Consider the following 23856-nt stretch of genomic DNA (forward strand, 5'->3'; position numbering starts at 1 on the left):
GAGGCCGGCTCAGGTCAGGGTCCGGTGGCGCAGCCACCAGATGCCGGCGCCCACGCCGAGCACCGCCATACCGGTGGCCACCACCGGCAGCGGGAGGCTGGTGGCCAGCACCACGCACCCCACCAGGCCGCCCACCGGGGCGATCAACGGGGGTCGGTTCTCGTCCGGTCCCAGGCGCAATGCCGAGGCGTTGGCGATGGCGTAGTAGACCAGCACGCCGAAGGCCGAGAACGCGATCACCCCGGCCAGGTCGCCCACCAGGACCAGGGCCACGACCACCGCCGCCACCGCGATCTCGGCCCGATGGGGCACACCGAACCGTTCGTGGGTGTGGCCCAGGTGACGGGGCAGGTGGCCGTCGGAGGCCATGGCCGCCACCGTGCGCGAGACGCCCAGCAGCAGTGACAGCAGGGCCCCAGCACAGGCCAGGGCCGCACCGGCCACCACGAACGGCACCAGCATCGGGAAGCCGGCCACCTCCACGGCGTCCACCATGGGCGCGGTGGAGGTGGTGAGTCTCTCGCGTCCCAGCACGATCAACAGCCCGGTGCCGATCACCAGGTACAGCACCAGCACCCCGCCCAGCGCCAGGGTGATCGCCCGCGGGATGGTGGTGCGCGGATCGCGCACCTCACCGCCCAGGGTCGCGATGCGCGCGTAGCCCGCGAAGGCGAAGAAGATCATCCCGGCGGCGCCCAGCACACCGAAGGACCCCGGCCAGGGGCCCATACCGTCGACCTCGGCGACGGCGGCCAGACGGCCGCTGAGCACCATCGCCACGAACACCGCGACCAACACCGCCAGTACGAGCACCAGCAGGATCTTGATCAGCAGCGTGGAACGCCGCAGACCCCGGTAGTTGACGGCGGCCAGCACGACCACCGTGGCGACCGCCACCGGGGTCTCCCACCCGGGCAGCACATAGGACGCCAACGTCAGCGCCATGGCCGCGCACGAGGCGATCTTGCCGACCACGAAAGCCCACCCGGCCAGGTAGCCCCACAATTCACCGAGACGTTCGCGGCCGTACACATAGGTGCCCCCGTTCTCGGGGTGGCGGGCGGCCAGTCGGGCCGAGGAGATCGCGTTGCAGTAGGCGACGGCCCCGGCGATGACGATGGCGACCGGAAGCCAGGCGCCGGCGCCCGACGCCGCCGGTGCGAAGACCGAGAACACCCCGGCACCGAGCATCGCCGCGGCGCCGATGGCGGCCGCGTCGACGGTGCCCAGTACCCGGGCCGGTCCGGCCTGCGGTCCGGAAGAGGTGGCCAACAAGCTCTCCTTGGTCGACTGATCCGACTTTTCGAGTGTGCCCGATCCGACCGACCCATGGGCCCCTGCCCCCAGGGGGCCGATGGCCACTTGTGGACCGAAAGGTCCCGCGAAGTCCGATGTCCACGGGCACAGAGCCAGGCCCCCGGTTCACACCGAGGGCCTGCTCACACCGTCTTCCCCGGGCCCGGGCGCTCGCGAGGCCCCGGCCGGAGTCGACTCACGTGGGACGCCACGGAGTACCGGTGTTGTCGTTGATGTCCTCGGCGGCCACCTGTCGCAGCTGCCGGGACAGGTCCGACAGCGCGCGCGAGACGGCCAGCTCCTCGCCGATCTCGGGCACGTCCATGTCCGTGGGGTGCTTGCGGGCCATGCCGTGGCCGCGCAACGCGGTCCCGTCCTCGGCCACCAGGCCCACCTCGGCCCAGGTTCGGGCGGCCTCCCCCTCGCTCTCCTCGGCCACGACCACGTCGACGTTCCACCGCTTCATCGTCTGCATGGCATCCGCTCCCCCCACGTGTGCTGCGTGTTCGATGTGCGCGTCGGGCCCCGGGTAGACCAGGGCCCGGCGGCCCTCACCGCCGTCGAGCCAGCGCACCTGGTAGGGCGGCTCCCCCAACCGCCCTCTGACCTCGACGACCACCCCCGTACGACGGTGGGTATCGGCGTTGGGGCTCTCGATGACCAGTCGGTCTCCTACCCTTGCTCGCATGGGTTCCCCCAGAAACCTCGCGTACCTCCATCATTCCGCCCGAGTCGGGCGACCCATCGGGGGTTGGGCCTTTCGTTCCCGCCCGCTGGGGAGGTTTTTGCCCACCCGACCGGTCGTGCGCCCCTGATAGCGTCACGGCGTGGCCCAGCACTACTTCGACTCCAGCCCCGACGCCGCCAGTCGGCCCTCCACCGCCGACCTGGTCCTGCCCGACGTGCACCTGCGTCTGCACACCGACCGGGGCGTCTTCTCCCCCGACAGGATCGACCTGGGCACCCGGGTCCTGCTGGAGAGCGTTCCCGCCCCGCCGCCCGAGGGCACCCTGCTCGACGTGGGCTGCGGTTACGGCCCCATCGCCCTGACCCTGGCCCACCGTGCGCCGGGGGCGCGTGTGCTGGGCGTGGACGTCAACGCGCGCGCCGTGGGGCTGGCCCGTCGCAACGCCGCCGAACACGGGTTCGGCCACGCGCGCTTCGCGGTGGTGACCCCCGAGGGCGGCCTGGCGCCGGAGCAGGGCGCCGACGTCGAGACCCCGTCCACGGGCGCCGATCTGCTCGGGCCCTTCGACGTCATCTGGTCCAATCCGCCGATCCGCGTGGGCAAGGACGTGCTGCACACCCTGCTGCGCGCCTGGTTGGGACGGCTCTCCCCGAACGGGGTCGCCCACCTGGTCGTCCAACGCCACCTGGGGTCGGACTCCCTGCAGAAATGGTTGGAGGGGCAGGGACACCCCACCGAGCGACTCGCCTCGCGCGCCGGTTTCCGTGTGCTCACCGTGGGCCCCGCATCGGCCTCCTGATCCCACCAGATCCCCTTTTGTCCGCCGTGCCCGGCCTCACACGTGCAGGTCGGCGCGCGGACCGGTACTCTTGACCGACCGGAGCCGGACCACCCGGCCCCCATCCACGAGGAACACACCGCAGTTGAGCACGCAGTTGCGTCCCACGGACGTCAAACGTCTGAACCGCCAGTGGCGCAGGCGCACCGAGGGACGTCTGTCCCTGTTGGTCGAATCGGTCACCCAGCCCTTCAACCTGGGTTCCATCCTGCGCACCTGTGCCACGTTCGGCGTCGACCGTCTCTGGCTCACCGGCAACAGCGCCGACCCCGATGACCCCAAGGTCGGCAAGACCGCTCTGGGCACCTCGGCCAAGGTCCCCCACGAGCGCCTGGCCACCACGGCCCTGGCCCTGGAGGCGGCCCGCGCCGACGGCTACAAGGTCGTGGCCGTGGAACTGGCCAAGGGGGCCGTTCCCCTGCACGCCGCCCCGTTGGAGCCGGACGTGTGTCTGGCCGTGGGCGCCGAGGACCATGGCTGCTCGCCCGCGCTGCTCGCCGGAGCCGACGCCATCACCTACATCCCGCAGATCGGCCGGGTCGGCTCGCTGAACGTGGCCGTGGCCACCGCCATCGCCCTGGCCGAGGCCCGCCGCAGGGAATGGGCCGGATTCGGCGACGAGGCCGACGCCCCCATCGGATCCTGAAGAACCGGGGACACCGCAGGAGCGGGAATCTTTCACCCGCCCCGGACGTCCCTCCATTGACCACATTCACTATCGTCACATCATCAACGCGCCTCAGCGCAGAGAGAGGAACAGTGGACCCGTCCCGAAGTACCAACAGCATCCCGCGTGGATGCTGTGACCCAGAATCCGACGAGCCCCCTTCTTCGAAGGGCGCGCACCTTCGTAGGAACCCTGCCCACAGGCGGAACCTGGTGGTGTGTGCCCGATGAGCACCATCCTCAGCATCGCCTTCGGTGCACTGGTGGTCTTTTTGATCACCGTGGCGACCGGATACTTCGTCGCCCAGGAATTCGGCTACATGGCCGTGGACCGTTCACGCCTCAAGGCGCGGGCCGCGGCCGGTGACAGCGGGGCCAAACGGGCCCTGGCGATCACCAATCGCACTTCGTTCATGCTCTCCGGCGCCCAATTGGGCATCACCGTCACCACACTTCTGGTCGGTTATGTCGCCGAACCGATGATCGGTAACGGCATCGGAGAGCTTCTCGCCGGAGCCGGCGTACCGCCCGGTACCGGTGTCGCCATCGGTATCGCTCTGGCCCTGGTGTTCTCCACCGTGGTCCAGATGGTCTTCGGCGAGTTGTTCGCCAAGAACCTCGCCATCGCCCGCCCCGAACCGGTGGCCCGATGGTTGGCGTTGTCCACCGGCATCTACCTCAGGGTCTTCGGGCCCGTCATCTGGTTGTTCGACCAGGCCGCCATCCTGTTGCTCAAGATGGTCCGCATCACCCCGGTCGAGGACGTCCAGCACGCGGCCACCCCGCGTGACCTGGAACGGATCATCGCCGAGTCCCGGGAGAGCGGGGATCTGCCCGCCGAGGTGTCCACACTCCTGGACCGCACCCTGGACTTCCACGAACAGACCGCCGGACACGCGATGATCCCGCGCCCGGAGGTCACCACCGTGGAGGAGAGCGAACCGGTCAGCCGGGTCGTGGAGCTCATGGCCTCCGACCACTCCCGCTTCCCCGTGCTGGGACAGGGCGTGGACGACATCGTCGGCGTGATCTGTCTGCGGGACGTGCTCGCCCTGGGCGACCGCGACCTGGCCGGCGTACGCGTCAGCGAGGTCGCTCGGCCGACCGTCATGGTCCCGGCCTCCCTGCCCCTGCCCGGGGTGCTCGACCAGCTGCGCGCGGCCGACGAGGAGTTCGCCTGCGTGGTCGACGAGTACGGAGGCCTGGCCGGCGTCATCACCACCGAGGACCTCGCCGAGGAACTCGTCGGTGAGATCGCCGACGAGCACACCCCCGAAGAGGAGTCACCGGCTCCCCTGGGTGGTGAGAACGGCTACCTGGTCCCCGGTGCGCTGCACATCGACGAGGTCGAGCGGCTCATCGGTCACGACCTGCCCGAGGGCGACTACGAGACCCTGGGCGGTCTGGTCATCCACGAGCTGCACCGGCTCCCGAGGGCCGGCGACCGTGTCGACCTGGCCCTGCCCCGTCCCGCCAGCGCCCATGACGGCGACCCCGACATGGAGTTGACCCTGACCGTCAACGCGGTCCAGCGGCACGTGCCGCACACCGTGGAGGTCAGGCTGCGCGAGATCCAGGGTGAGCAAGCACAGGAGGTGCGGGCATGAGCGACATGAACGTGTGGTTGGCGCTCGTGCTGACCGTGGTCTTCATCGCGCTGAGCGGGTTCTTCGTGGCGATCGAGTTCGCCCTGGTGGCGGCGCGCCGCTACCGGTTGGAGGAGGCCGCCCACACCAGCGCCTCGGCGCGGGCGGCCCTCAAGAGCGCCCGTGACCTGTCGCTGTTGCTGGCCGGTTCCCAGTTGGGGATCACCCTGGCGACCCTGGCCTTGGGCGCGATCTCCAAGCCGGCCTTCCACCACCTGTTGGAGCCGCTCTTCGGTGGGCTGCCCGACTCGGTGGCCTACGTGCTCTCCTTCACCTTCTCCCTGATCATCGTGACGTTCCTGCACCTGGTCGTGGGAGAGATGGCACCCAAGTCCTGGGCGATCTCGCACCCGGAGAAGTCGGCGACCCTGCTGGCCATCCCGATGCGCGCGTTCATGTGGCTCACCCGTCCGGTCATCGTCATGCTCAACAACATGGCCAACTGGGTCCTGCACCGCTTCGGCGTGCAGGCCGTGGACGAGTTGATCACGGGGCACAACCCCGAGGACGTGCGCGAGTTGGTCGAGCACTCGGCCAAGGCCGGTTCCCTGGACTCCGAGCGCCGGGACCAGCTGGCCACCGCCCTGGAGGTCAACTCCCAACCCATCAGTGAACACATCACCCCGCGCGAGGAGATCGCCTGGGTGGGGCCCGACGCCGGGGTGGAGGAGATCAAGCGGGTCTCCCGTGAGTCCACCCACCTGCGTCTGGTCGTGATGGAGCACGGAGAACCGGTGGGGGTGCTGCACGTACGTGAGGCCCTGACCGGTGCGGCCGACACCACCGCCGCGGACCTCATGCGTCCGGTCCTGACCCTGGACACCGGCACGCCGATGTACGCGGCCATGGGCATCATGCGTGAGAGCCGCACCCACCTGGCCCTGGTCGAGGACGAGGACCGTCTGGTGGGTCTGGTCACCCTGCAGGACATCCTGGACCGGTTGTTGCTGCTGGAGACCGCCGCCTGACGGTGGCGCCGCCCGGCGGCGCGACCGACACGACGGGGAGGGCTCTGGGGCCCTCCCCGTTTCGTGTGCGCGAGGACCCGCGCACCGTGGCGTGCGGCGCGCGGAGCCGCTCCGGGGGCACAGCTTGATCAGCGTCGGGGGCGCGGCCGCGACCGGGTCGACGGTCTCCCGGCCGTGCCGCCTCTCCCCTGACGCCGTGTGCCCGTCGTGACGACGACGGGCGCGACCCACCGTGCTCGTCTCGCCCCTCCCCCCGTCTGGCCCTTCCCCGCGCGAAAGGAACGGTGCGGAACCTCCTCGGGGACATCGTGGCGGGCACGCTCGTGGCCATCGTGGTTCCGCCCGTGGAACCGGCCGGCGCATCGCCCAGGGGTCCGCGTACACCACCGTGGGCCGGCCCCGGGTCGGCCGCGGGGTGTCGCTACGGGCGACCCGGTGACCACGATCCGACCGTGCCCGTCCGCGCCCCGGACGAGGAGGACGCGCCCCCGTGAGAGCCGACCACGCGTGTCGCGTCCGCCCACCACGTGCCCGAACGACTCACCCCGCGTCCGGGCGTGACCGCCGGGACCGCCGTGTGTGCGCGGCCCGGGCCGTCTCCCGGCCCTCGTCGGCCCCGTGCCTCGCTCCGGACGTGGTGCGTCAGGGCCGCGCCCGCCTGTCGTCCCGGTCCGCGACGGGAGGGACGCCCCGGTGGATCCGTCGACCCAGGAGGGCCCGTGGGACCGAGCGTTCCCGCTGCGCTCCGACGCCCGGGGCGGCCGGCCGAGAAGGGCTTCGGCAACCGTTCGGTTCACACTCCTCCTTCCGGCGTTTCCGCACGTCGACCCTTCTTTCAAGATCAACAGTAAAAGATCTTCCTTCTCTTTAAGGTCCAAAAGGTTCGGCCCCCTATTCAAGACTCGCAAAACCTCGCAGAGTATGGAGAAGACACCGGGAGGGGAGAACCGGAGGGACCCTGGTCCTGATTCCCGACAATCGGTAATTACCAGGCTGTGTTGTCCCCAGAACGGACTCTGTACACGCACCACTGGGATTGCTAGGTTCTCGTCATGACGCAACCGCGGGATATCCGCGTTATTGATCAAGAGAAACTCTTAGTGAGTGTCCGAAAAGCCGCACAGATTCTCGATGTGTCGGAGCGCGTGGTTTACGATCTCTGCTACAGCGACGAACTCCAGTCGGTGAAGATCGGACCCAAGAAATGGATTCGTCGCATCACGTGCGAATCACTCAATCAGTACGTCGAAAACGCCGTACGCGAATCGCGGATCGACACGAGCACGGAACACAGACACCTTTGAAAGGTGAGGCCGAGTGAACGCACTTCCCACGACCGACAAACCCCCCGCTCTCCCTAAACGCAAGCCCGGCCTACGGATCGAGCCGCTCGTCCCCGGTCCTCGCAGACTGACGGCGTGCGCGCGCGACGTGGCCGAACTCATCGAGGGCGACCCCGGTCTGTGGCCGGCCCTGACCACCTGTGTCACCGACATCAATGGGCTGACCACCGTTCACTACGCCGCCGTGCACGGCGGGGGCCTCGCCTCGTCCCTGTTCGGTCCGGACGGCGTCGTCTCCCGCTGGCGCGACCGTCTGCACGTGCCCACCGAGTCCAGCAGCGAACGTGCGGGGGGCCGCGAACGCGTGGTGACCCTGCGCGGAGAACACTCCGGCTATGCAGTGACCGTACTCTTCACCGTCCTGGCGGGGTCCCCCACCTCGGACCAGGACGAGGTGGAACAGGAGCCCGACCAGTGACCATCACCCCCCCGACGAGCCGGCTGCAGTACGTGGACGCCAACACCACGCCGTGGCCGCTCAACCACCACGCCTATGTGTACGCCTGCGCAGAACGCCTGCGCAAGGAGCTCAGCCACCCGCCCCGGGTGCACTTCCCCGAGAGCCACCTGCAGCGGCAGGACGACCGCGGCGCCCTCGTGCGACTGGGCGGCCCCGATCACGACGACTTCCTGCTGGCCTGGGACGAGCGACGCGGCTGGGCGCGCCTGGAACAGGCGGTGCGCCGCCCCCTGGTGCTGGGAGCAGACCCCCTTCTGGATCCCGAGGCCTTCACCCACGCGGTCACGGCCCTGCTGCGCCCGGGCACGCGACAGCTGGTGATGGTGCTGGACCGCTCCCGCCCCTTCGCCCACCCCGTCGATGTGCTGTTCGAGCGCCGTCTGGCCGCTTTCCGCACCATGTGACCACCCCTGGAAAAGCGGGTCCTCCCCTCGGGCGGAAGGGGGGAGGACCCGCCACCCTCATCCGACGCGGCGGGCCACCATCACCGCGTCGTTCATGGCCACCCGGCCGCCATCGCCGCCCCGTCGGGTGCGCGGCCGGGTCTGGGCCACCAACACACGCCAACGCTTTCGGTCCAGCACGTCCGCCATTTCGGGGGCACTGACGTGCGCCGCCGCGTGTCCGGCGTGCGGAGCGTGGCCGTGGGCGTCGGAGGGGTCGTGGCCGACGATGAGCAACGTCCCTCCCACGGCCACCACGGCGGCCAGACGCTCCACCAGGGCCGAGAAGGGCCCCACCGGGTGGGCGTAGTGGCTGGTGACCAGGTCGAAGACGACCCGGTCGGGATCGAGTTCGGTGGCGTCGCCCCGCACCCAGTCGATCCGGGCGGCCGCCTCCGGGTCGATCCGCTCGGCCGACTCCACGGCCCGGTCCAGCGCGTTCTGGGAGACGTCCAACGCGGTGACCCGCCACCCCTGCCCGGCGAGCCACAGGCTGTCGACGCCCAGACCGGCACCGGCCTCCAGGGCCCGACCGGGTCGCAGGTCGCGGGCGGCGGCCACCAACTGCGGGTTGGGCTCGCCCGGCCCGTCGGGCCCGTGCCCACCGTGATCGTGTCGCCCGGTGCGGTACCGCTCCTCCCAGAACTCACGGTCGAACTCCTGCGCCATGTGACTCCCCCCTGCGTCGTCGTGCGTGTTCACAGTCCGTGCCCGCCCCTTCTGCGGGCGGCCGCCTCCCGCTCGGAGCCGGCCGAGAAGGCCCGGCGATCGGCCAGGACCAGGTCGATCTCGCTGGTGATCAGGTCGGCGTTGATCTGGGCCGCCGCGAGCGTGCCGGCCGCTCCCGCCGCCCCCACCTGGGCGGCCACGTCGGTGGCGTTGCCCGCCACCCACACCCCCGCAACGGCGCTGCGTCCGGTGGCGTCGGCGGGAAGGTGTTCGCCCATCCCCGAAGGGTGCGGCTCCGGCACCAGCCCCAGCGGGGCGAGGAAGTCGACCCGGGCCACCATGCGGCCGGCCACGGCCAGCGCCCGGCGTTCCACCAGCTCTCCCCCGACCAGACGCACTCCCCGCAGCGCGTCGTCCACCGTCTCCACGGCGGCCACCTCGCCCGTGACCACCTCGACTCCGCGGACGGCCAGGCGCTCGACCTGGTCGGTCTCCAACGGGAGTCCGTTCGCGAAGTAGACCACGTCCGGACTCCACTGGCTGAACATCAGTGCCTGGTGCACCGACATCGGCCCCGTGGCCAGGACCCCGATGGGGCGGTCGCGCACTTCCCAACCGTGGCAGTAGGGGCAGTGCAGTACGTCGCGACCCCAGCGCTCGGCCAGTCCGGGAACGGCGGGGAGTTGGTCGACCAGGCCGGTCGTCACCAGCACCCGTCGCGCCTCCACGGTGCGCCCGTCCTCCAGGTGCACCACGAACGCTCCCACCGCGCCCTCGACCGAGCGCACCCGGCCGCGCACCACATGGGCCCCGTAGGAACGGGCCTCGGCACGCCCCCGTTCGAGGAGTGCGCCCGGGGACGTGCCCTCCCTCCCGAGCAGACCGTGCACCCCGTTCGCGGGGGCGTTGCGCGGTTCCCCCGCGTCGACCACCAGCACCGAGCGGCGCGCCCGTGCCAGGGTCACGGCCCCGCTCAGCCCGGCGGCGCCGCCACCGACCACCACCACCTCGTAGACATCCTCGACCCGCTCGTCCACCGTGGACCACCTCCACACGTCAGAGTGCTACCAGCCGACCGATTCGACAACTTCTGTTGCCGGTGTGGCAAAATGCGGGGATGGACCACGATCTCGACCAGGCACTGACCGCCGTCGGCCCCCGTCTGCGCGCCATGCGCACCCAACGCGGGACCACCCTGGCCGACCTCTCGGCCACCACGGGTGTCTCGGTCAGCACCCTGTCGCGCCTGGAGACGGGCGAGCGCAGACCCACCCTCGAACTCCTGTTGCCCCTGGCCCGCGCCTATGGCGTCACCCTCGACGAACTCGTGGACGCGCCTCCCACCGGTGACCCGCGCGTGCACCTGCGCCCCACCACCCAGCACGGGATGACGATGATCCCCCTCACCCGTCGCCCCGGCGGCATCCAGGCCTACAAGCTGGTTCTGGCGGCGGGCACCGGACGCCGTGAACCCGACCCCCAGACCCACGAGGGTTACGAGTGGCTCTACGTCCTCAACGGTCGTCTGCGCGTGGTCCTGGGCGAACACGACCTGATCCTCGGCGCCGGCGAGGCCGCCGAGTTCGACACCCGGGTCCCCCACTGGTTCGGCGCCGCCGACGACCGGGCCGTGGAGTTCCTGAGCCTCTTCGGGGCCCAGGGTGAGAAGGCCCATCTGCGCGCCCGGCCCCGAGCCGCCGCCAAGGACGATCGCGCCGGCTGAGCACTCCGCCGCGCGAGGCCACGGCTCCGGGCACCCTCGGAGCGGACTGGAGGCCGACGCCCCGGGATCGCCCCCTGCGCGTTCGTCCCGCCCCGAACACGGCGACGGGGCCGCGCCCACCCATGGTGGTCGCGGCCCCGTTCCGGGCACGGTGATGCTCAGGCGGTCTTCGTGGTGAGGGTGACCTCGATGTTGCCGCGGGTGGCGCGGGAGTAGGGGCAGGTCTGGTGGGCGGTGGCCACGAGCTCGTCGGCCTCCTCCTGCGACAGGTGCGGGAGGGTCACGGTGAGGGCGACCACCAGGTCCAGGCCCTCGTCCTTGCCCAGGACGACCTGGGCGTCGATGGTGGCGTCGGAGGCGTCGACCTTGGTCTGGCGGGCGATCTTCTTCAGCGCGCCGAGGAAGCAGGCCCCGTAACCGACGGCGAAGAGCTGTTCGGGGTTGGTGCCGGGGCCGTCGTCGCCGCCCAGGCCCTTGGGCACCGACAGGTCCACCGCGAGGCGGCCGTCGTCGGTCTTGCCGGAGCCGCCGCGGCCCTCGCCGGTGATGGTGGCGTTGGCGGTGTACAGCGTCTGGAAAGCCATGTCTGCCTCTCTCCGGGGTCCGGTGCTAGGCCGGTTCCCCTGTGGATGTGGTTCGATCGCCGGTGGTCGCGTTCACAGAGCGGGTGACGTGGTCGAGGAGCGTGCGCAGCTCGACGGCCTTCTCCAAGGGCAGGTCGGTCGCGCACAGGACCTGGTCGGGGATGCCGTCCGCACGGTCGCGCAGACGTTCCCCCTCCTCGGTGAGACGGACGCGGACGATGCGCTCGTCCTCGGGACCGCGCCTGCGGGTCAGGAGCCCGGCCCCCTCCATGCGGCGCAGCAGAGGGGAGAGTGTGCCGGTGTCCAGGCTGAGCACCTGCCCCAGTTCCTTGACCGGCAGGGTCCCGTGCTCCCACAGCGCCAGCATGACCAGGTACTGCGGGTAGGTGAGCCCGAGGTCGGTCAGGATCTCCCGGTAGAGCCCGGTGAGGGCGCGGGAGGCGGTGTAGAGGGCGAAGCACAGCTGGTTGTCCAGGGCGAGGGGGTCTCCCTCGTCGGTTCCGGCCATGGATCCTCCCCTGCGATACGTACCGTGTCGGCGTTGCCACGGTAACAGAAAATAAGTTGTGCACAACAGCATTGGGCGCAATCTTTTTGGATCGGGTGCGCCACGCCGAGGGCCCGCGCCGACGACGGCGCGGGCCCCGATCCGCTCTACAGGAAGCGCACTCCCTGGGCCAACGGCAGTTCACCACCGTAGTTGACGGTGTTCGTGGCGCGCCTCATGTACGCCTTCCAGGAGTCCGAACCCGACTCACGACCGCCACCGGTGTCCTTCTCCCCACCGAAGGCGCCGCCGATCTCGGCGCCCGAGGTACCGATGTTGACGTTGACGATGCCGCAGTCCGACCCCGCCGCCGACAGGAAACGCTCGGCCTCGGCCTGGTCCTGGGTGAAGATCGCCGAGGACAACCCCTGGGGCACGCCGTTGTGCAGCTCCACCGCCTCCTCGAAGGTGCGGTAGGACATCACGTACAGAATCGGCGCGAAGGTCTCCTCCCGCACCACCTCGGTCTGTGCGGGCATCCGCACCACGGCCGGCTCCACGTAGTAGGCCGCGGCCGCCTCCTGCTCGAGCCGGCGTTCACCGCCCACCAGGACCCGGCCACCGTCGCCACGGGCCCGATCCAACGCGGAGGACATCGCCTTGTGGCCGGCCTCGCCCACCAGCGGGCCCACCAACGTGGACTCCTCGCAGGGGTCGCCCACGCGATCACGCAGCTGGGTGTAGGCGTCCACGACCCGCTCGCACACGGCGTCCACGACGTCCTCGTGCACGATCAACCGGCGCAGCGTCGTACACCGCTGTCCCGCGGTACCGGCGGCGGCGAACACACTCCCGCGCACCACCAGGTCCAGGTCGGCCGAGGGCGCCACGACGGCGGCGTTGTTACCGCCCAGTTCCAGCAGGTAACGGCCCATACGGGCGGCCACCTTCGGTGCCACCGCCCGGCCCATCGCCGTGGACCCGGTCGCCGACAGCAACGCCACCCGGCGATCCTCCACCAGGACCCCGCCCACCTCGGCGCCGCCCAACACCACACGGTGCACGTCGGCCGGAGCGCCCACGTCGGCCGCGGCGCGCATCAGCAACCCATGGCAGGCCAGCGCGGTGAGCGAGGTCGACTCGGAGGGTTTCCACACCACCGTGTCACCGCACACCAACGCCACACAGGTGTTCCACGACCACACCGCCACGGGGAAGTTGAACGCGGTGATGACCCCGACCACCCCGATCGGGTGCCAGGTCTCCATCAACCGGTGGCCGGGCCGTTCCGAGGGCATGGTGCGCCCGTAGAGCTGGCGCGACAGACCCACCGCGAAGTCGCAAATGTCGATCATCTCCTGCACCTCGCCCAGCGCCTCGGAGCGGATCTTGCCCGCCTCGATGGTCACCAGCTCGGCCAGGTCCTCCTTGTGCTCGCGCAGCAGCGCGCCCAGGCGGTGCACCAATTTCCCGCGCTCGGGCGCGGGGGTGTCGCGCCAGGTCGAGTCGAAGGCCTCGGCGGCCGCCGCCACGGCCCGCCCGGCGCTCTCGGGGGTATCGAACTCCACATCGAACAGGTCCTGTCCGGTGATCGGCGTGCGGGCACGCCCGGTCGCCCCGACGGACCGGGGCGGAAGGGTTCCACCGCACCGTTCCAGAGCGGTCCGCGCGCGGTCGGCGAGAACCTGCGTGTCGGGTAGGGCACCGTTGGTCATAGGTGTTGCTCTCTCCGTTGAGAGGGACGACGGACACCTCTCACCTTGCCAACTCCGGGCCCCACAATCCAGACCCGACGTCACTCCCGCACCGCCCCGCGGGCGTTCACGGTCCGTTCATCACCCACGAACGTTAGACTCGGCGGGCCCGTCCCCGACCCAGACAGACCACCCCTTGCGCACCGACACCACCCCCGAAGAGGACCGTGCCCGCCTGCCCCTCCCCCGGAGGCTGTTGGCCCGGTCCGGTTTCGACGCCGCCGACCCCCTCTTCGCCGCGGACCTGCGCGGCGCCACCACCTACGACCAGGCCCGTGAAGTGGTCACCTCGCACGCCTCCCGGCTGTGGACCGAGGCCACCCGCACCCCCACCACCGGCCCTGTGGACGACCGTCCCCTGTACTGGGCCCGCCTCACGCTGTCCGCGCGACTGCGCTCCTGGCGACCCTCCTTCGACCTCACCCCACGAGAGCACACCGCTCTGCTGCGCCTGTGGGAACGCACCTCCCGCGGTATCACGGACCTCGACTTCCCCCCGGGCGAACGGTGGGTGCGCGTGGTGGTGACCGGGTTCGACCCCTTCCACCTGGACGAGGACCTGGAGTGCTCCAACCCCTCCGGGGCCGCGGCCCTGGACCTTCACGGGTGGACCTTCCCCGTGGGCGACCGGACCGCGGTGGTCCGCGCCGCGCTCTTTCCGGTGCGATGGGACGACTTCGCCGACGGCCTGGTGGAGGAGGCCCTGGCCACCCGCCACGGGGTCGCCGACGCGGTGCTGACCCTGAGCCGCGGTCGGCCCGAGCGCTTCGACCTGGAGGTGTTCAACGGCGCCTGGCGCGGTGGTGGACCGGACAATCTCGGGGTGAGCCGGACCGGACCCGTCCCCCTGACCGAGGGTGAGGCGCCGCAGTGGTCGCGTTCGACCCTGCCGGTGGAACACATGGTGGCCGGCGCGACGGGGCCCTTCGCCGTCGTGGCCAACACCGAGGTGACCGAGGTGCCCTCCGGCGGTGACAGGCCGTCGGTGCGTCCCGAGGGCCCGAGCGAGGGTTCGAGCGCCCGGCGGGGCGGCGGAGGCGACTATCTGTCCAACGAGATCGCCTACCGCAACACCGTGCTGCGCGATCGCACCGGCACCGGAGCGCGTTCGGGCCACGTGCACCTGCCCCGGACCACACGACCGGAGGACCACGTGCCCGTACTGGAACAGCTGCGTGCGCTCGTGTCGGCGGCCCTGGAGAACAACTAGGCCGGGCCGTGCTCTTTCGGGCCCTTCCCCGAACGCGGTCCGTGGTGCGGATCCCGGCGCGCCCACAGGACCTCCCCGGGAACGAGGGGAACCGCGTGCGCAACCCCCTGTGGTGAGGGCAGCCGTGGCCTCCCGGGGCCGGGACGCGGCCGTTCGGGCGCCCGGGTGGTCGCGAGCCTTCGGGACCCGAGGTGGGACGGCGAGGAACGCACCCTTCCACCCGGGGCACCTCCCCGGGTCGCGCCGGGGGTGGGGCCCGCCGACACCCGAGCACACGAGCGCGCCGCGTGATCCGGTGACCGCGGTCTGAGCGTTTCCACGGCGGGGCGACTTCGTGTGTGAGTCATCGCGTTGCGCTTAACTTTCGGACGCCGACCTCCGATATGGTCCCTCCGTGGCTGACACCTCTCTGCGACGAAAACTCACCGTCGGTAGCGCTCTGGGTCTGATCCTGGTCACCGGCTGCCAGGCCGGGGACAGTACCCTGCCCTACGCCGAGGCCATCGGTTTCATCTCCGCGGACCTTCCGGACCTGCACACACGTACCGTGTCCGTGGAGACCGACCACAGTACGGTCGGGTACCGATACCCGGTCCTGGGCGAGACGCATCCGCTCTCGCTCCATGTGCGCACCGCCATGGCCGAACGCCAGACCGCCTTCCTTGAGGAACTGCCCGAAGGCGGCAGCCCCGAACTCCACCAGGACACCGAACTCCTGGCGGCATCCCCCGACGTCATCGGACTGCGTCTCAACGTCACCGACTCCGGCGCCGAGGACACCGAGTCCTCCACGCTCTGGTACGACGGCGGCTCCGAACAGGTCCTGCCCTGGACCTCGCTGTTCCGTGACGAACAGGCCCTGGTCCAGGCCCACTTGGACCTGGCCGACGTCCTGCGCGACGACTACGACGTCGCCACCGAGGACCTACCCGGTCGGATCGGTGAGGTCGCCGCCCACGCGGAGACCGAGGCCGAAGCCGACGAGGAGGAGCCCCAGGGAGAGCCGACACCGACCGCGGTCGCCTCCGACGAGGAACGCGAGGCCCTGCCGCCGGGGGACTCCGACCTCACCGACCCCGAACAGGCGGGGGAGGTCGCCGAGCTCTGGGCCGACTCACCACTGGCCGACCTGGCGTTCAGCACCGCCGGGGGTCTGGCCGTGCGCATGGATCCGGCCGACGTGCCCGGAGCCGGGCGCGGCGAGGAGGCCCTGGTCCCGATCGAGCCCGAACAGGCCGAGGAGACCCTGTCCGAACTCGGCTACCAGGCCCGCGACGCGGCCGTGCAGGGCAACGCCTCGCCCGACGCCCTGGACCTGGGCGCCGAGGCGACGGCCGAGGGCACCACCCTGGACTGCGCCGAACTCAAGTGCGTGGCACTGACCTTCGACGACGGCCCCGGGGAACACACCGAGGCCCTTCTGGACATGCTGGCCGACTACGAGGCCAAGGCCACCTTCTACGTGCTGGGGTCGCTGGTCGGCGAGTTCCCCGAGGTGGTCGAGCGCACCGCGGCCGAGGGTCACGAGGTGGGCAACCACACCTGGAAGCACGACGACCTGGCCGGCATGTCGGCCGAGGGGGTGCGCGAGGACCTCGCACGCACCGACGAGGCCATCGAGGCCGTCACCGGTGAGGCGCCGGTGACCATGCGTCCGCCCTACGGATCGCTCAACGCCACCGTGCGCAGCGCGACCGGCCACCCGCTCATCCTGTGGGACGTGGACACCATGGACTGGCAGAGCCGGGACACCAAGGCGGTGGCCGGCCACGCCCTGTCCGAGTCCCAGGCCGGCAGCGTGGTGCTGTTCCACGACATCCACAAGTCCAGCGTCGACGCCATCCCGGAGGTTCTGGACGGTCTGCACCGGCAGGGGTACCACTTCGTGACGGTCAAGGACCTGTTCGGACTGCAGGGCATGGAGCCGGGCGAGGTCCACACCGACGGTCGACTCAACTGAGGTCGCGACCGGGGGCCGGGGCGCACATCGCGCTCCGGCCCCCTTTTTTTCGGTCCGGGGCACCGCGCCCACGCACCCGCCACGCGCGTGCGGCATCCACGGGTGCGCGGGCGATCCCGGAATCCATTCCCGCCGACGGGCAAGGAGTCCTTCTTCACTTCACGGCTCTGAGCCGGGCTTTTCTTTGCCCACTCGCGCACCTTCGCATACATTTCGACGCGTGAACGTTACCTCTTTGATGCGCAAAGCGGCGGTGGGCGGGTTGGTGGCCACCACCGGTCTGCTCGCCCTGACCGCCCTCCCCGCGAGCGCCGACGACGAACGCACGGCGCCCGACTGCGACAAGGTCAAGTGCGTCGCCCTGACCTTCGACGACGGCCCCGGCCCCTACACCGACGAACTCCTCGACATCCTCGACGAACACGACGCCAAGGCCACCTTCTACCTGTTGGGCTCCAACGTCGACGGCCACGGCGACGAGATCGAGCGGATGGTCGACGAAGACCACGAGGTGGGCAACCACACCTGGGACCACGAAGACCTGGCCACGCTGTCCTCCGATGAGATCGAGGACGACCTCGACCGCACCGACCGGGCCATCGAGGACGTGACCGGGGAGGCGCCCACCACCATGCGCCCGCCCTACGGATCGCTCAGCGACACCGCGCGCGAGACCATCGACAAGCCGATCATGCTCTGGGACGTCGACACCCTGGACTGGCAGAACCGCGACCCGGACACGATCCTCGACATCTCCACCGAGGAGACCTCCGAGGGCAGCGTCCTGCTGCTCCACGACATCCACGAGACCAGTGTCGAGGCCGTGCCCGACGTCCTGGAGACCCTGTCCGACGACGGCTACGAGTTCGTGACCGTCAGCGAGATGATGGGTTCCGACATCGACGCCGGCACCGCCTACAGCGACGCCCGGTCCCTGGACTGACCCCCGAGGTGACGCCCACCGCGGCCCGATCACGGCGTTCCCTCGCGTGTTCGGACCGCGCGCCCAGGGGCCGGCGTCCTAGGTCATCCGACGCAGCAACCGATCCTTGAACCGCGTGATCGGCGCGTAGGCGACCCGCATCGTGTCCAGGGCCAGCGATTTGTCCAACACCGGCTTGACGTGCGAGAACGTGTCGATCGAAGCCTCCGCGTGGTAGGCGCCCGACCCGCTCTCGCCCACACCGCCGAACGGCAGCCCCGGGACGATCGGATGCGCGATGGGCAACCCGAACCCCACCGCTCCCGAGGACGTCTCGGTGATCAACCGCCGCTTGGTGACCTCCGAGTCGGTGAACGCGTACAGCGCCAACGGCTTGTCCCGCTCGTTGACGAACCGGATCGCGGCGTCCAGGTCCGGGACGGGGATGACCGGCAGGATCGGACCGAAGATCTCCTGCGCCATCACCGGGCTGTCCGGGTCCACACCTCCCAGCACCGTCGGCGCGATGTAGAGCGCCTCGCGGTTCGTGCGACCACCGGCCACCACCTCACCGCTGCCCAGCAGTGCGCTGAGGCGGTCGAAGTGCCGCTCGTTGATGATGCGACCGTAGTCGGGACTGAGCTCGGGGTCGGATCCGAACATCTCGGTGATCGCCGCCGCCAGCTCACGCTGCAACCGCTCCGCGGCGCCTCCCACGGCCAACACGTAGTCCGGCGCCACACAGGTCTGCCCCGCGTTGGTGAACTTGCCCCACACCAACCGACGCGCCGTCGTGGCCAGGTCCACGTCCGACTCCACCACGGCCGGGCTCTTGCCGCCCAGTTCCAGCGTCACCGGGGTGAGGTGCTTGACCGCCGCCGCCATCACGATCCGCCCCACGGCCGCGTTGCCGGTGTAGAGGATGTGGTCGAAGCGCTGCTCCAACAGAGTGGTGCTCTCGGCGACACCACCCTCGACGACCGCCACCGCCTCGGTGTCCAGGAACCGCGGCACCAGCTTCGCCAACGCTCCCGACGTGGCCGGGGACAGTTCACTGGGCTTGATCAGCACGGTGTTGCCGGCCGCGATCGCCCCGACCAGAGGCGTCAGGGACAGGTTGACGGGGTAGTTCCACGGGCTGATGACGAGCACCGTACCCAACGGTTCACGGACCCGACGCGCACGGGCCGGAGCCAACCCCAGGGGCACGCTCACGCGCTGCGGCCGGAGCCACGCGGCCAGGTGCTTGACGGCGTGGTCGATCTCGTTGATCACGAAACCGATCTCGGTGGTGTGCGCCTCCAGGGAGGGCTTGCCCAGGTCGTCCTTGAGGACTCGCTCCCAGGTGGGACGCTCCTCGGTGAGCATCCGGCGCAGGGCCCGCAACTGGGCGCGTCGCCAGGAGATCGGCTTGGTACGGCCTCCATCGAAGGTGGCGCGCAGTCGCGCCACGATCGGCGGAATGTTCGTGGTCAGCGTGAGGGGTGCGCCGGAGGTCTCGGTGTCAGCCATGCGTTAGATACTAAACGAAAACGTTTCGTTTCCAAGGGGGTGACTAGAATTCGCCGCATGACGACGGACCATGTGCCCGACACCTCCGCACCGGCCACCCCACGAGGGCGGCCCCGCGACGCGGGTCGGGACCGCGCGCTGGTGGACGCCACCCTCACCGAACTGCAGATCCACGGCTACAGCGGACTGACCACCGCCGCCGTCGCACGGCGGGCCGGTGTCTCCACCGCCACCCTCTACCGGCGGTGGCGCTCCAAGCAGGACCTCGTCGTGGGAGCGGCCCAGGCCTGGGCCGAGAACCTCGGACCCGACCACGACACCGGTACGCTCCCGGGCGATCTCGCGGCGCTGCTCGGCGACAAGGCCACCGCCCTCGAAGGACCGTCCGGCCGGCTTCTGCGGGCCGTCCTGGGCGAGGCCGCCCACAACAGCGCCCTGGCGGACGTGCTCTTCGAGGCGTTCGTCCTGCCCCTGCAGGACCGCGTCCTGGCCGTACTCGAACGAGCCGTCCACCGTGGGGAGATCCCCCCGGTCGAAGATCCCCTCGTCGTCGTCGAGATGGTCATCGGACCCATGGTCAGCCACACCTTCCTCCTCCCCGCCTCGGAGGGGCGCGAGCCCGGTGACGGCATCGCCGACCGGCTCCTGCCCTACCTCTTGCGGGCTCTGGGCCACCGACCGGGCTGAGCACCGCCACCGGCACCGAGATCGCCGGCGCGCACGGCGAGGCCGCCATCAGCACCACCCGGGCGCGCTCGAACCACAGCGCGGGGGCGCCGAACCACGTCCCGAGTCCGGCGATGAGCACGGCCGCGTCGCCCCCGGGGTCGCGTCCGGCGCGCAACAGGGATTATTCATCGCTATAAAGCGATCATATCCTGAAAAGGCGATGAATCAGGGAGGGGTCTCGTTGTTCCTTTGTCGTTGTTGCAGTGGTCGAGTTCATTGAATCGTTCCACCACCTTGACAACGTAGATTCACAGGCACGGTGTCGGGAGCCCGATCGGCGCACGAACCGCCTCCCGGGCAACGGGCGTGACACCAGGGCCACGATCCTGGCGCTCAGGGCCCCTCGCCTGCGTGGTCCGGCGTTCACGCCCGGCCCCTCCCCCGTCACCGCCCTGGAGCCGGGCCGCTCCGATCGACGCCTGCCCCGGGCACGTCCTCCGGGACGGCGTCGCCCCGCTCCCCCGGTCGTACGCGTGGCTCACGACTCGGTCTTCGGCCGCGGGGCCCGGCGTCTGGTCGTGGAAGGTGCCGAGGGCCCGGTGCTCGCCGGGTCGCGGTCGACCCGGGCATCGTGTTCCGCGCGGTGGACGAGCACCTCGTCCATGTACGACTCCGCCCAGTCCTTGACGGCACCCATGGTCACGTGCAGGGAGAGCCCGAGGTCGGTCAACGCGTAGGTGACCGTGACGGGCACGGTCGGTGTCACCGTCCGGGTCAGGAGACCGTCGCGTTCCAGGGAGCGCAGCGTCTGGGTGAGCATCTTCTGGCTGACACCGGCCAGGTGACGGGACAGCTCGGAGAAGCGCATCGTCCGTGGAGCACCGGTGCCGTCGTCACCCAGTGCGCACAGCACCAGCGTGACCCACTTGTCGGAGATCCGGTCGAGCAGCATACGGCTGGGACACACCGCCAGGAAGGCGTCGTACCGCTCCTTGGCCTGAGCTCTCTTCTGTGCCGCCGTCAGCGTGGCCATGGACCTCTCCTGTGCTCCGTGAGTGACTTACGCACCTGAAGGTACCTACTTCCTCCGGGAGAGCGGCTTTCCCATACTCGTGACGGGGTGGTCGCACGCCACCCTCGGTTCACGACGAAAGGCAGGACATGGGCACGCTCTCCACCGCGCTTCCCGGCGGCACCTGGACCCTGGGAGACCTGACCGTCACTCGGTTCGGCTACGGCGCGATGCAACTCGCCGGCCCCGGGGTCATGGGCCCGCCCGCCGACCTCGACGGCGCACGCGCGGTGCTCCGCGAGGCGGTCGACCTCGGCATCACCCACATCGACACCAGTGACGCCTACGGTCCGCGATTCACCAACCGGCTGATAGCGGAGACCCTGCGCCCCTATCCCGCGTCGCTGCGCCTGGCGACCAAGGTCGGCGCCACGCGTGACCGCGACGGCGGCTGGCCGCCGGCCCGGACACCGGAGGCCGTGCGCGAGGCCGTCCACGACAACCTGCGCACACTCGGAGTCGAGGTGCTCGACCTGGTGAACCTGAGGCTCGGTGACGCCACGGGGCCGCGGGACGGCTCGCTCGCCGCACCGTTCGAGGCACTCGTCGCACTCCGGGACCAGGGGCTGATCCGCCACCTCGGCGTGAGCAACGCGACGGCGGACCAGGTCGCCGAAGCGCGGTCGATCGCGCCGATCGTGTGCGTGCAGAACATGTACAACCTCGCCCACCGGCACGACGACCCCCTGGTCGACGCGCTCGCCCGGGACGGCATCGCCTACGTGCCGTTCTTCCCCCTCGGCGGGTTCGACCCGCTCCAGTCCTCGGTGCTCTCGGACGTGGCCGCACGACTGTCGGCGACCCCGATGTCCGTGGCCCTCGCCTGGCTGCTGCACCGGTCACCGAACATCCTGCTGATCCCGGGAACCTCGTCCGTGGCGCACCTGCGCGCGAACGTCGCCGGCGCCGGGCTCACGCTGTCCGACACGGACCTGGCCGCACTGGATCGGATCGGCCGGTAGCGCGGAGCCCGAGGACGCGTCGTGGGGGTGGGCCCGCGTGTCGGGGCCCGGACCGGTCGCCGCACCGTCCGCGGCCGGGGCTCACTCCTGGGTGTGACCGAACCCGAACTCGTTGCCGTCGGGGTCACGGTAGACGACCTTGACGGCCCCACCCCCGTAGTCCTCGCGACGGTGCGGTTCCAGCCCGCGACCGGCGAGTTCCACGATCCGAGCCTCCAGGTCCGGCACCAGCAGGGTGGTGCGGGCGTGGCCGGCGTGGGCGAGTTCCTGCTCCACGTACACCCATCGGTGCGGGGCCATCTCCCACACCGCCTCGGTGGCGGTGGCCAGGAACGCGGGCTCGGCTCCGAACAGGCGGCGGTACCAGTCCAGCGACCGCGCGTGGTCGGTGACCGGGATGCCCGCGAACAGATCGACCGTCATGTCGCCACCCTAGGACGCCCGTGGGTCCGGGCATGTCAGCCCGGCGGCGACACACCGGCGACGTTAACCTTGGCGCGGCCGAAGGATGCCCTCCACGGCCCCGCCTCCACCACAGGGAACACGATGCGCTCTCCGATCCTCGACTACCTCGACGACATCATCGCCCGGACCGACCACGTCGACTCCGGGGCCCCGGCCGACTACATCCCCGAACTCGCCGCCGCCGACCCCGACCGCGTGGCGGTGGCCCTGTGCACGGTGAACGGGACCGTGTACGCGAGCGGCGACACCGACCAGGAGTTCAGCATCCAGTCGATGTCCAAACCGTTCGCCTACGCGCTCGCGATCGAGGACCGGGGGCTCGAGGACATCCTGGAGCGCGTCGGGGTGGAACCCAGTGGCGAGGCGTTCAACGAGCTGTCCCTGGACTCCGAGACCGGTCGACCCAAGAACCCGATGATCAACGCCGGTGCGATCGCCACCCACGCCCTCATCGACGACACCGAGGAGCCGGTCGTCGACCGGCTGCTCGCGCTGTTCTCCGCCCTGACCGAACGGCCCGCCACCATCGACGAGGACCTGGCCGCCTCCGAGCTGTCCACCGGGGACCGCAACCTGGGACTGGCCTACCTGCTGCACGCCTCGGGATCCCTGGCCCGGGACCCCGCGGCGGCCGTGCGGGGGTACGCCCGCCAGTGCTCGGTCAACGTCACCGTGCGCGACCTGGCACTGATGGCGTCCACCCTGGCCAACGCTGGTGTGCAGCCCAACACCGGCCGGCGACTGTTCGGTCGTCGGACCACCCGTCACCTCCTGAGCGTGATGGCCTCCTGCGGCATGTACGACGCGGCCGGGGACTGGCTGACCGCGGTGGGCATCCCCGCCAAGAGCGGCGTGGCCGGCGGGATCATCGGGGTCCTGCCCGGGCAGGTGGGCGTGGCGGTGTTCTCCCCCCGTCTGGACGCCCACGGCAACAGCGCCCGGGGCGTGGTGATGATGGAGCGGTTGTCGGAGGACCTGGGTCTGCACCTGATGGAGGCGAGCCGACCCTCCCGGTCCTCCCTGCGCGAGAGGCTGAGCACCGCGTTGGAGGGCGAGCCGGCGACGGTCTACGTGCTCCAGGGCGACATGGTGCTGAGCGGTATCGAGGCGCTCGTGCAGGAACTGGTGGAGAACCCGCCGCCCACCCACCTGGTGGTCTTCGACATGAGCCGGGTGGACGAGGTGTTGCCCGTGGCCCGCCGCACCTCCGCGGCCATGGCGACCAAGCTCATCGACGAGGGGCACCGCATCGTCCTCGTCGACCCCGAGGAGACCGTGGCCGATTTCCGCGACAGCCAGGGACGGGAGGTGGAGCGCTGGACGGTCGAACGTCTGGCGCGGGCCGGCGGCGGCGCCGTCGACTAGGCCCTGTCCCTGCGGGGTCTCCATCGCGTTACGGCCCGTGCTCGGGCGCCGGACCGCGAGAAGGGAACCCTGGGCGCCCGCGATGGGGGCGGCTCGCGCCTCCCCCGCCCCTCGCCGGTCTGCGGAGAACGCGTCCCGTCCCCCGTGCCCGAGG

Annotated in this window: 24 protein-coding genes; 14 read left to right on the forward strand and 10 right to left on the reverse strand. The window is 70.6% G+C overall.

Annotated features, from left to right (window positions below):
- Positions 1–9 precede the first annotated feature (9 nt).
- Both DSY14_RS15265 and DSY14_RS15270 read right to left on the reverse strand, forming a co-directional pair.
- A complete protein-coding gene (locus tag DSY14_RS15265) occupies positions 10–1272 on the reverse strand; it encodes an APC family permease (RefSeq protein ID WP_211717227.1) in 1263 nt (420 codons plus the stop codon).
- 220 nt (positions 1273–1492) lie between these two features.
- A complete protein-coding gene (locus DSY14_RS15270; protein ID WP_211717228.1) occupies positions 1493–1984 on the reverse strand; it encodes a dsRBD fold-containing protein in 492 nt (163 codons plus the stop codon).
- Between the two features lie 139 nt (positions 1985–2123).
- On the opposite strand from DSY14_RS15270, the gene DSY14_RS15275 reads away from it, so the two are divergent.
- The 7 genes from DSY14_RS15275 (at position 2124) to DSY14_RS15305 (ending at position 8309) form a co-directional block, all read left to right on the forward strand.
- Complete coding sequence (locus DSY14_RS15275; protein WP_211717229.1) at positions 2124–2783, forward strand: class I SAM-dependent methyltransferase; 660 nt, start codon at positions 2124–2126, stop codon at positions 2781–2783.
- A gap of 124 nt (positions 2784–2907) precedes the next feature.
- Positions 2908–3468: a TrmH family RNA methyltransferase gene (locus tag DSY14_RS15280; protein ID WP_211717230.1), complete on the forward strand. Its 561-nt coding sequence runs from the start codon at positions 2908–2910 to the stop codon at positions 3466–3468.
- A 247-nt stretch (positions 3469–3715) separates the two neighbouring features.
- On the forward strand, positions 3716–5095 hold the full coding sequence (locus DSY14_RS15285; RefSeq protein WP_211717231.1) for a hemolysin family protein: 1380 nt from the start codon (positions 3716–3718) through the stop codon (positions 5093–5095).
- Positions 5092–6102 carry a hemolysin family protein gene (locus tag DSY14_RS15290; RefSeq protein WP_211717232.1) on the forward strand — a complete coding sequence of 337 codons (1011 nt, stop codon included), beginning with the start codon at positions 5092–5094 and terminating at the stop codon, positions 6100–6102. Before DSY14_RS15285 ends, DSY14_RS15290 begins: the two co-directional genes overlap by 4 nt.
- A 1052-nt stretch (positions 6103–7154) precedes the next feature.
- A complete protein-coding gene (locus tag DSY14_RS29625; RefSeq protein ID WP_211717233.1) occupies positions 7155–7406 on the forward strand; it encodes a helix-turn-helix domain-containing protein in 252 nt (83 codons plus the stop codon).
- Positions 7407–7419: 13 nt separating this feature from the next.
- Positions 7420–7863 (forward strand): hypothetical protein, encoded by a 444-nt coding sequence (locus tag DSY14_RS15300; protein WP_211717234.1) that lies wholly within the window; start codon positions 7420–7422, stop codon positions 7861–7863.
- Positions 7860–8309: a hypothetical protein gene (locus DSY14_RS15305; protein ID WP_211717235.1), complete on the forward strand. Its 450-nt coding sequence runs from the start codon at positions 7860–7862 to the stop codon at positions 8307–8309. Before DSY14_RS15300 ends, DSY14_RS15305 begins: the two co-directional genes overlap by 4 nt.
- A 57-nt stretch (positions 8310–8366) precedes the next feature.
- Here DSY14_RS15305 and DSY14_RS15310 read toward each other — a convergent pair whose 3' ends face one another.
- The gene (locus tag DSY14_RS15310) at positions 8367–9017 is read right to left on the reverse strand and encodes a bifunctional 2-polyprenyl-6-hydroxyphenol methylase/3-demethylubiquinol 3-O-methyltransferase UbiG (protein ID WP_211717236.1); all 651 of its coding nucleotides are present in this window, start codon (positions 9015–9017) and stop codon (positions 8367–8369) included.
- 29 nt (positions 9018–9046) lie between these two features.
- Positions 9047–10054 carry an NAD(P)/FAD-dependent oxidoreductase gene (locus tag DSY14_RS15315; RefSeq protein WP_211717237.1) on the reverse strand — a complete coding sequence of 336 codons (1008 nt, stop codon included), beginning with the start codon at positions 10052–10054 and terminating at the stop codon, positions 9047–9049.
- A gap of 80 nt (positions 10055–10134) precedes the next feature.
- Here DSY14_RS15315 and DSY14_RS15320 point away from each other — a divergent pair, with 80 nt between their 5' ends.
- Positions 10135–10740: a helix-turn-helix domain-containing protein gene (locus tag DSY14_RS15320; protein WP_211717238.1), complete on the forward strand. Its 606-nt coding sequence runs from the start codon at positions 10135–10137 to the stop codon at positions 10738–10740.
- Positions 10741–10898: 158 nt separating this feature from the next.
- Here the strand turns inward: DSY14_RS15320 and DSY14_RS15325 are convergent, their stop codons facing one another.
- The 3 genes from DSY14_RS15325 to DSY14_RS15335 form a co-directional block, all read right to left on the reverse strand.
- A complete protein-coding gene (locus tag DSY14_RS15325) occupies positions 10899–11324 on the reverse strand; it encodes an organic hydroperoxide resistance protein (protein WP_211717239.1) in 426 nt (141 codons plus the stop codon).
- Positions 11325–11349: 25 nt separating this feature from the next.
- On the reverse strand, positions 11350–11832 hold the full coding sequence (locus DSY14_RS15330) for a MarR family winged helix-turn-helix transcriptional regulator (protein ID WP_211717240.1): 483 nt from the start codon (positions 11830–11832) through the stop codon (positions 11350–11352).
- A gap of 146 nt (positions 11833–11978) precedes the next feature.
- The gene (locus tag DSY14_RS15335; RefSeq protein WP_211717241.1) at positions 11979–13526 is read right to left on the reverse strand and encodes an aldehyde dehydrogenase family protein; all 1548 of its coding nucleotides are present in this window, start codon (positions 13524–13526) and stop codon (positions 11979–11981) included.
- A gap of 175 nt (positions 13527–13701) precedes the next feature.
- Between DSY14_RS15335 and DSY14_RS15340 the strand changes: the two genes are divergently transcribed.
- The 3 genes from DSY14_RS15340 to DSY14_RS15350 all read left to right on the forward strand — a co-directional run bounded on the left by DSY14_RS15340 (position 13702) and on the right by DSY14_RS15350 (position 17678).
- Positions 13702–14775: a pyroglutamyl peptidase gene (locus DSY14_RS15340; protein ID WP_211717242.1), complete on the forward strand. Its 1074-nt coding sequence runs from the start codon at positions 13702–13704 to the stop codon at positions 14773–14775.
- 394 nt (positions 14776–15169) lie between these two features.
- Positions 15170–16735, forward strand: a complete 1566-nt coding sequence (locus tag DSY14_RS15345; RefSeq protein ID WP_211717243.1) for a polysaccharide deacetylase family protein — start codon at positions 15170–15172, stop codon at positions 16733–16735.
- 220 nt (positions 16736–16955) lie between these two features.
- A complete protein-coding gene (locus DSY14_RS15350) occupies positions 16956–17678 on the forward strand; it encodes a polysaccharide deacetylase family protein (protein ID WP_307851236.1) in 723 nt (240 codons plus the stop codon).
- Positions 17679–17756: 78 nt separating this feature from the next.
- Here DSY14_RS15350 and DSY14_RS15355 read toward each other — a convergent pair whose 3' ends face one another.
- Positions 17757–19169 (reverse strand): aldehyde dehydrogenase family protein, encoded by a 1413-nt coding sequence (locus DSY14_RS15355; RefSeq protein ID WP_211717244.1) that lies wholly within the window; start codon positions 19167–19169, stop codon positions 17757–17759.
- 57 nt (positions 19170–19226) lie between these two features.
- Between DSY14_RS15355 and DSY14_RS15360 the strand changes: the two genes are divergently transcribed.
- Entirely contained in the window at positions 19227–19856 is a 630-nt protein-coding gene (locus DSY14_RS15360; RefSeq protein ID WP_211717245.1) for a TetR/AcrR family transcriptional regulator, read from the forward strand.
- Positions 19857–20376: 520 nt separating this feature from the next.
- Here the strand turns inward: DSY14_RS15360 and DSY14_RS15365 are convergent.
- Positions 20377–20871: a helix-turn-helix domain-containing protein gene (locus DSY14_RS15365; protein WP_211717246.1), complete on the reverse strand. Its 495-nt coding sequence runs from the start codon at positions 20869–20871 to the stop codon at positions 20377–20379.
- Between the two features lie 128 nt (positions 20872–20999).
- Here DSY14_RS15365 and DSY14_RS15370 point away from each other — a divergent pair, with 128 nt between their 5' ends.
- Positions 21000–21872, forward strand: a complete 873-nt coding sequence (locus tag DSY14_RS15370; RefSeq protein WP_211717247.1) for an aldo/keto reductase family oxidoreductase — start codon at positions 21000–21002, stop codon at positions 21870–21872.
- Between the two features lie 81 nt (positions 21873–21953).
- Here DSY14_RS15370 and DSY14_RS15375 read toward each other — a convergent pair whose 3' ends face one another.
- Complete coding sequence (locus DSY14_RS15375) at positions 21954–22295, reverse strand: VOC family protein (protein WP_211717248.1); 342 nt, start codon at positions 22293–22295, stop codon at positions 21954–21956.
- A gap of 123 nt (positions 22296–22418) precedes the next feature.
- On the opposite strand from DSY14_RS15375, the gene DSY14_RS15380 reads away from it, so the two are divergent.
- Entirely contained in the window at positions 22419–23702 is a 1284-nt protein-coding gene (locus tag DSY14_RS15380; protein ID WP_211717249.1) for a glutaminase, read from the forward strand.
- Positions 23703–23856 lie beyond the last annotated feature (154 nt).

This window comes from Nocardiopsis sp. MG754419 (assembly GCF_018207095.1).
Classification (GTDB): domain Bacteria; phylum Actinomycetota; class Actinomycetes; order Streptosporangiales; family Streptosporangiaceae; genus Nocardiopsis.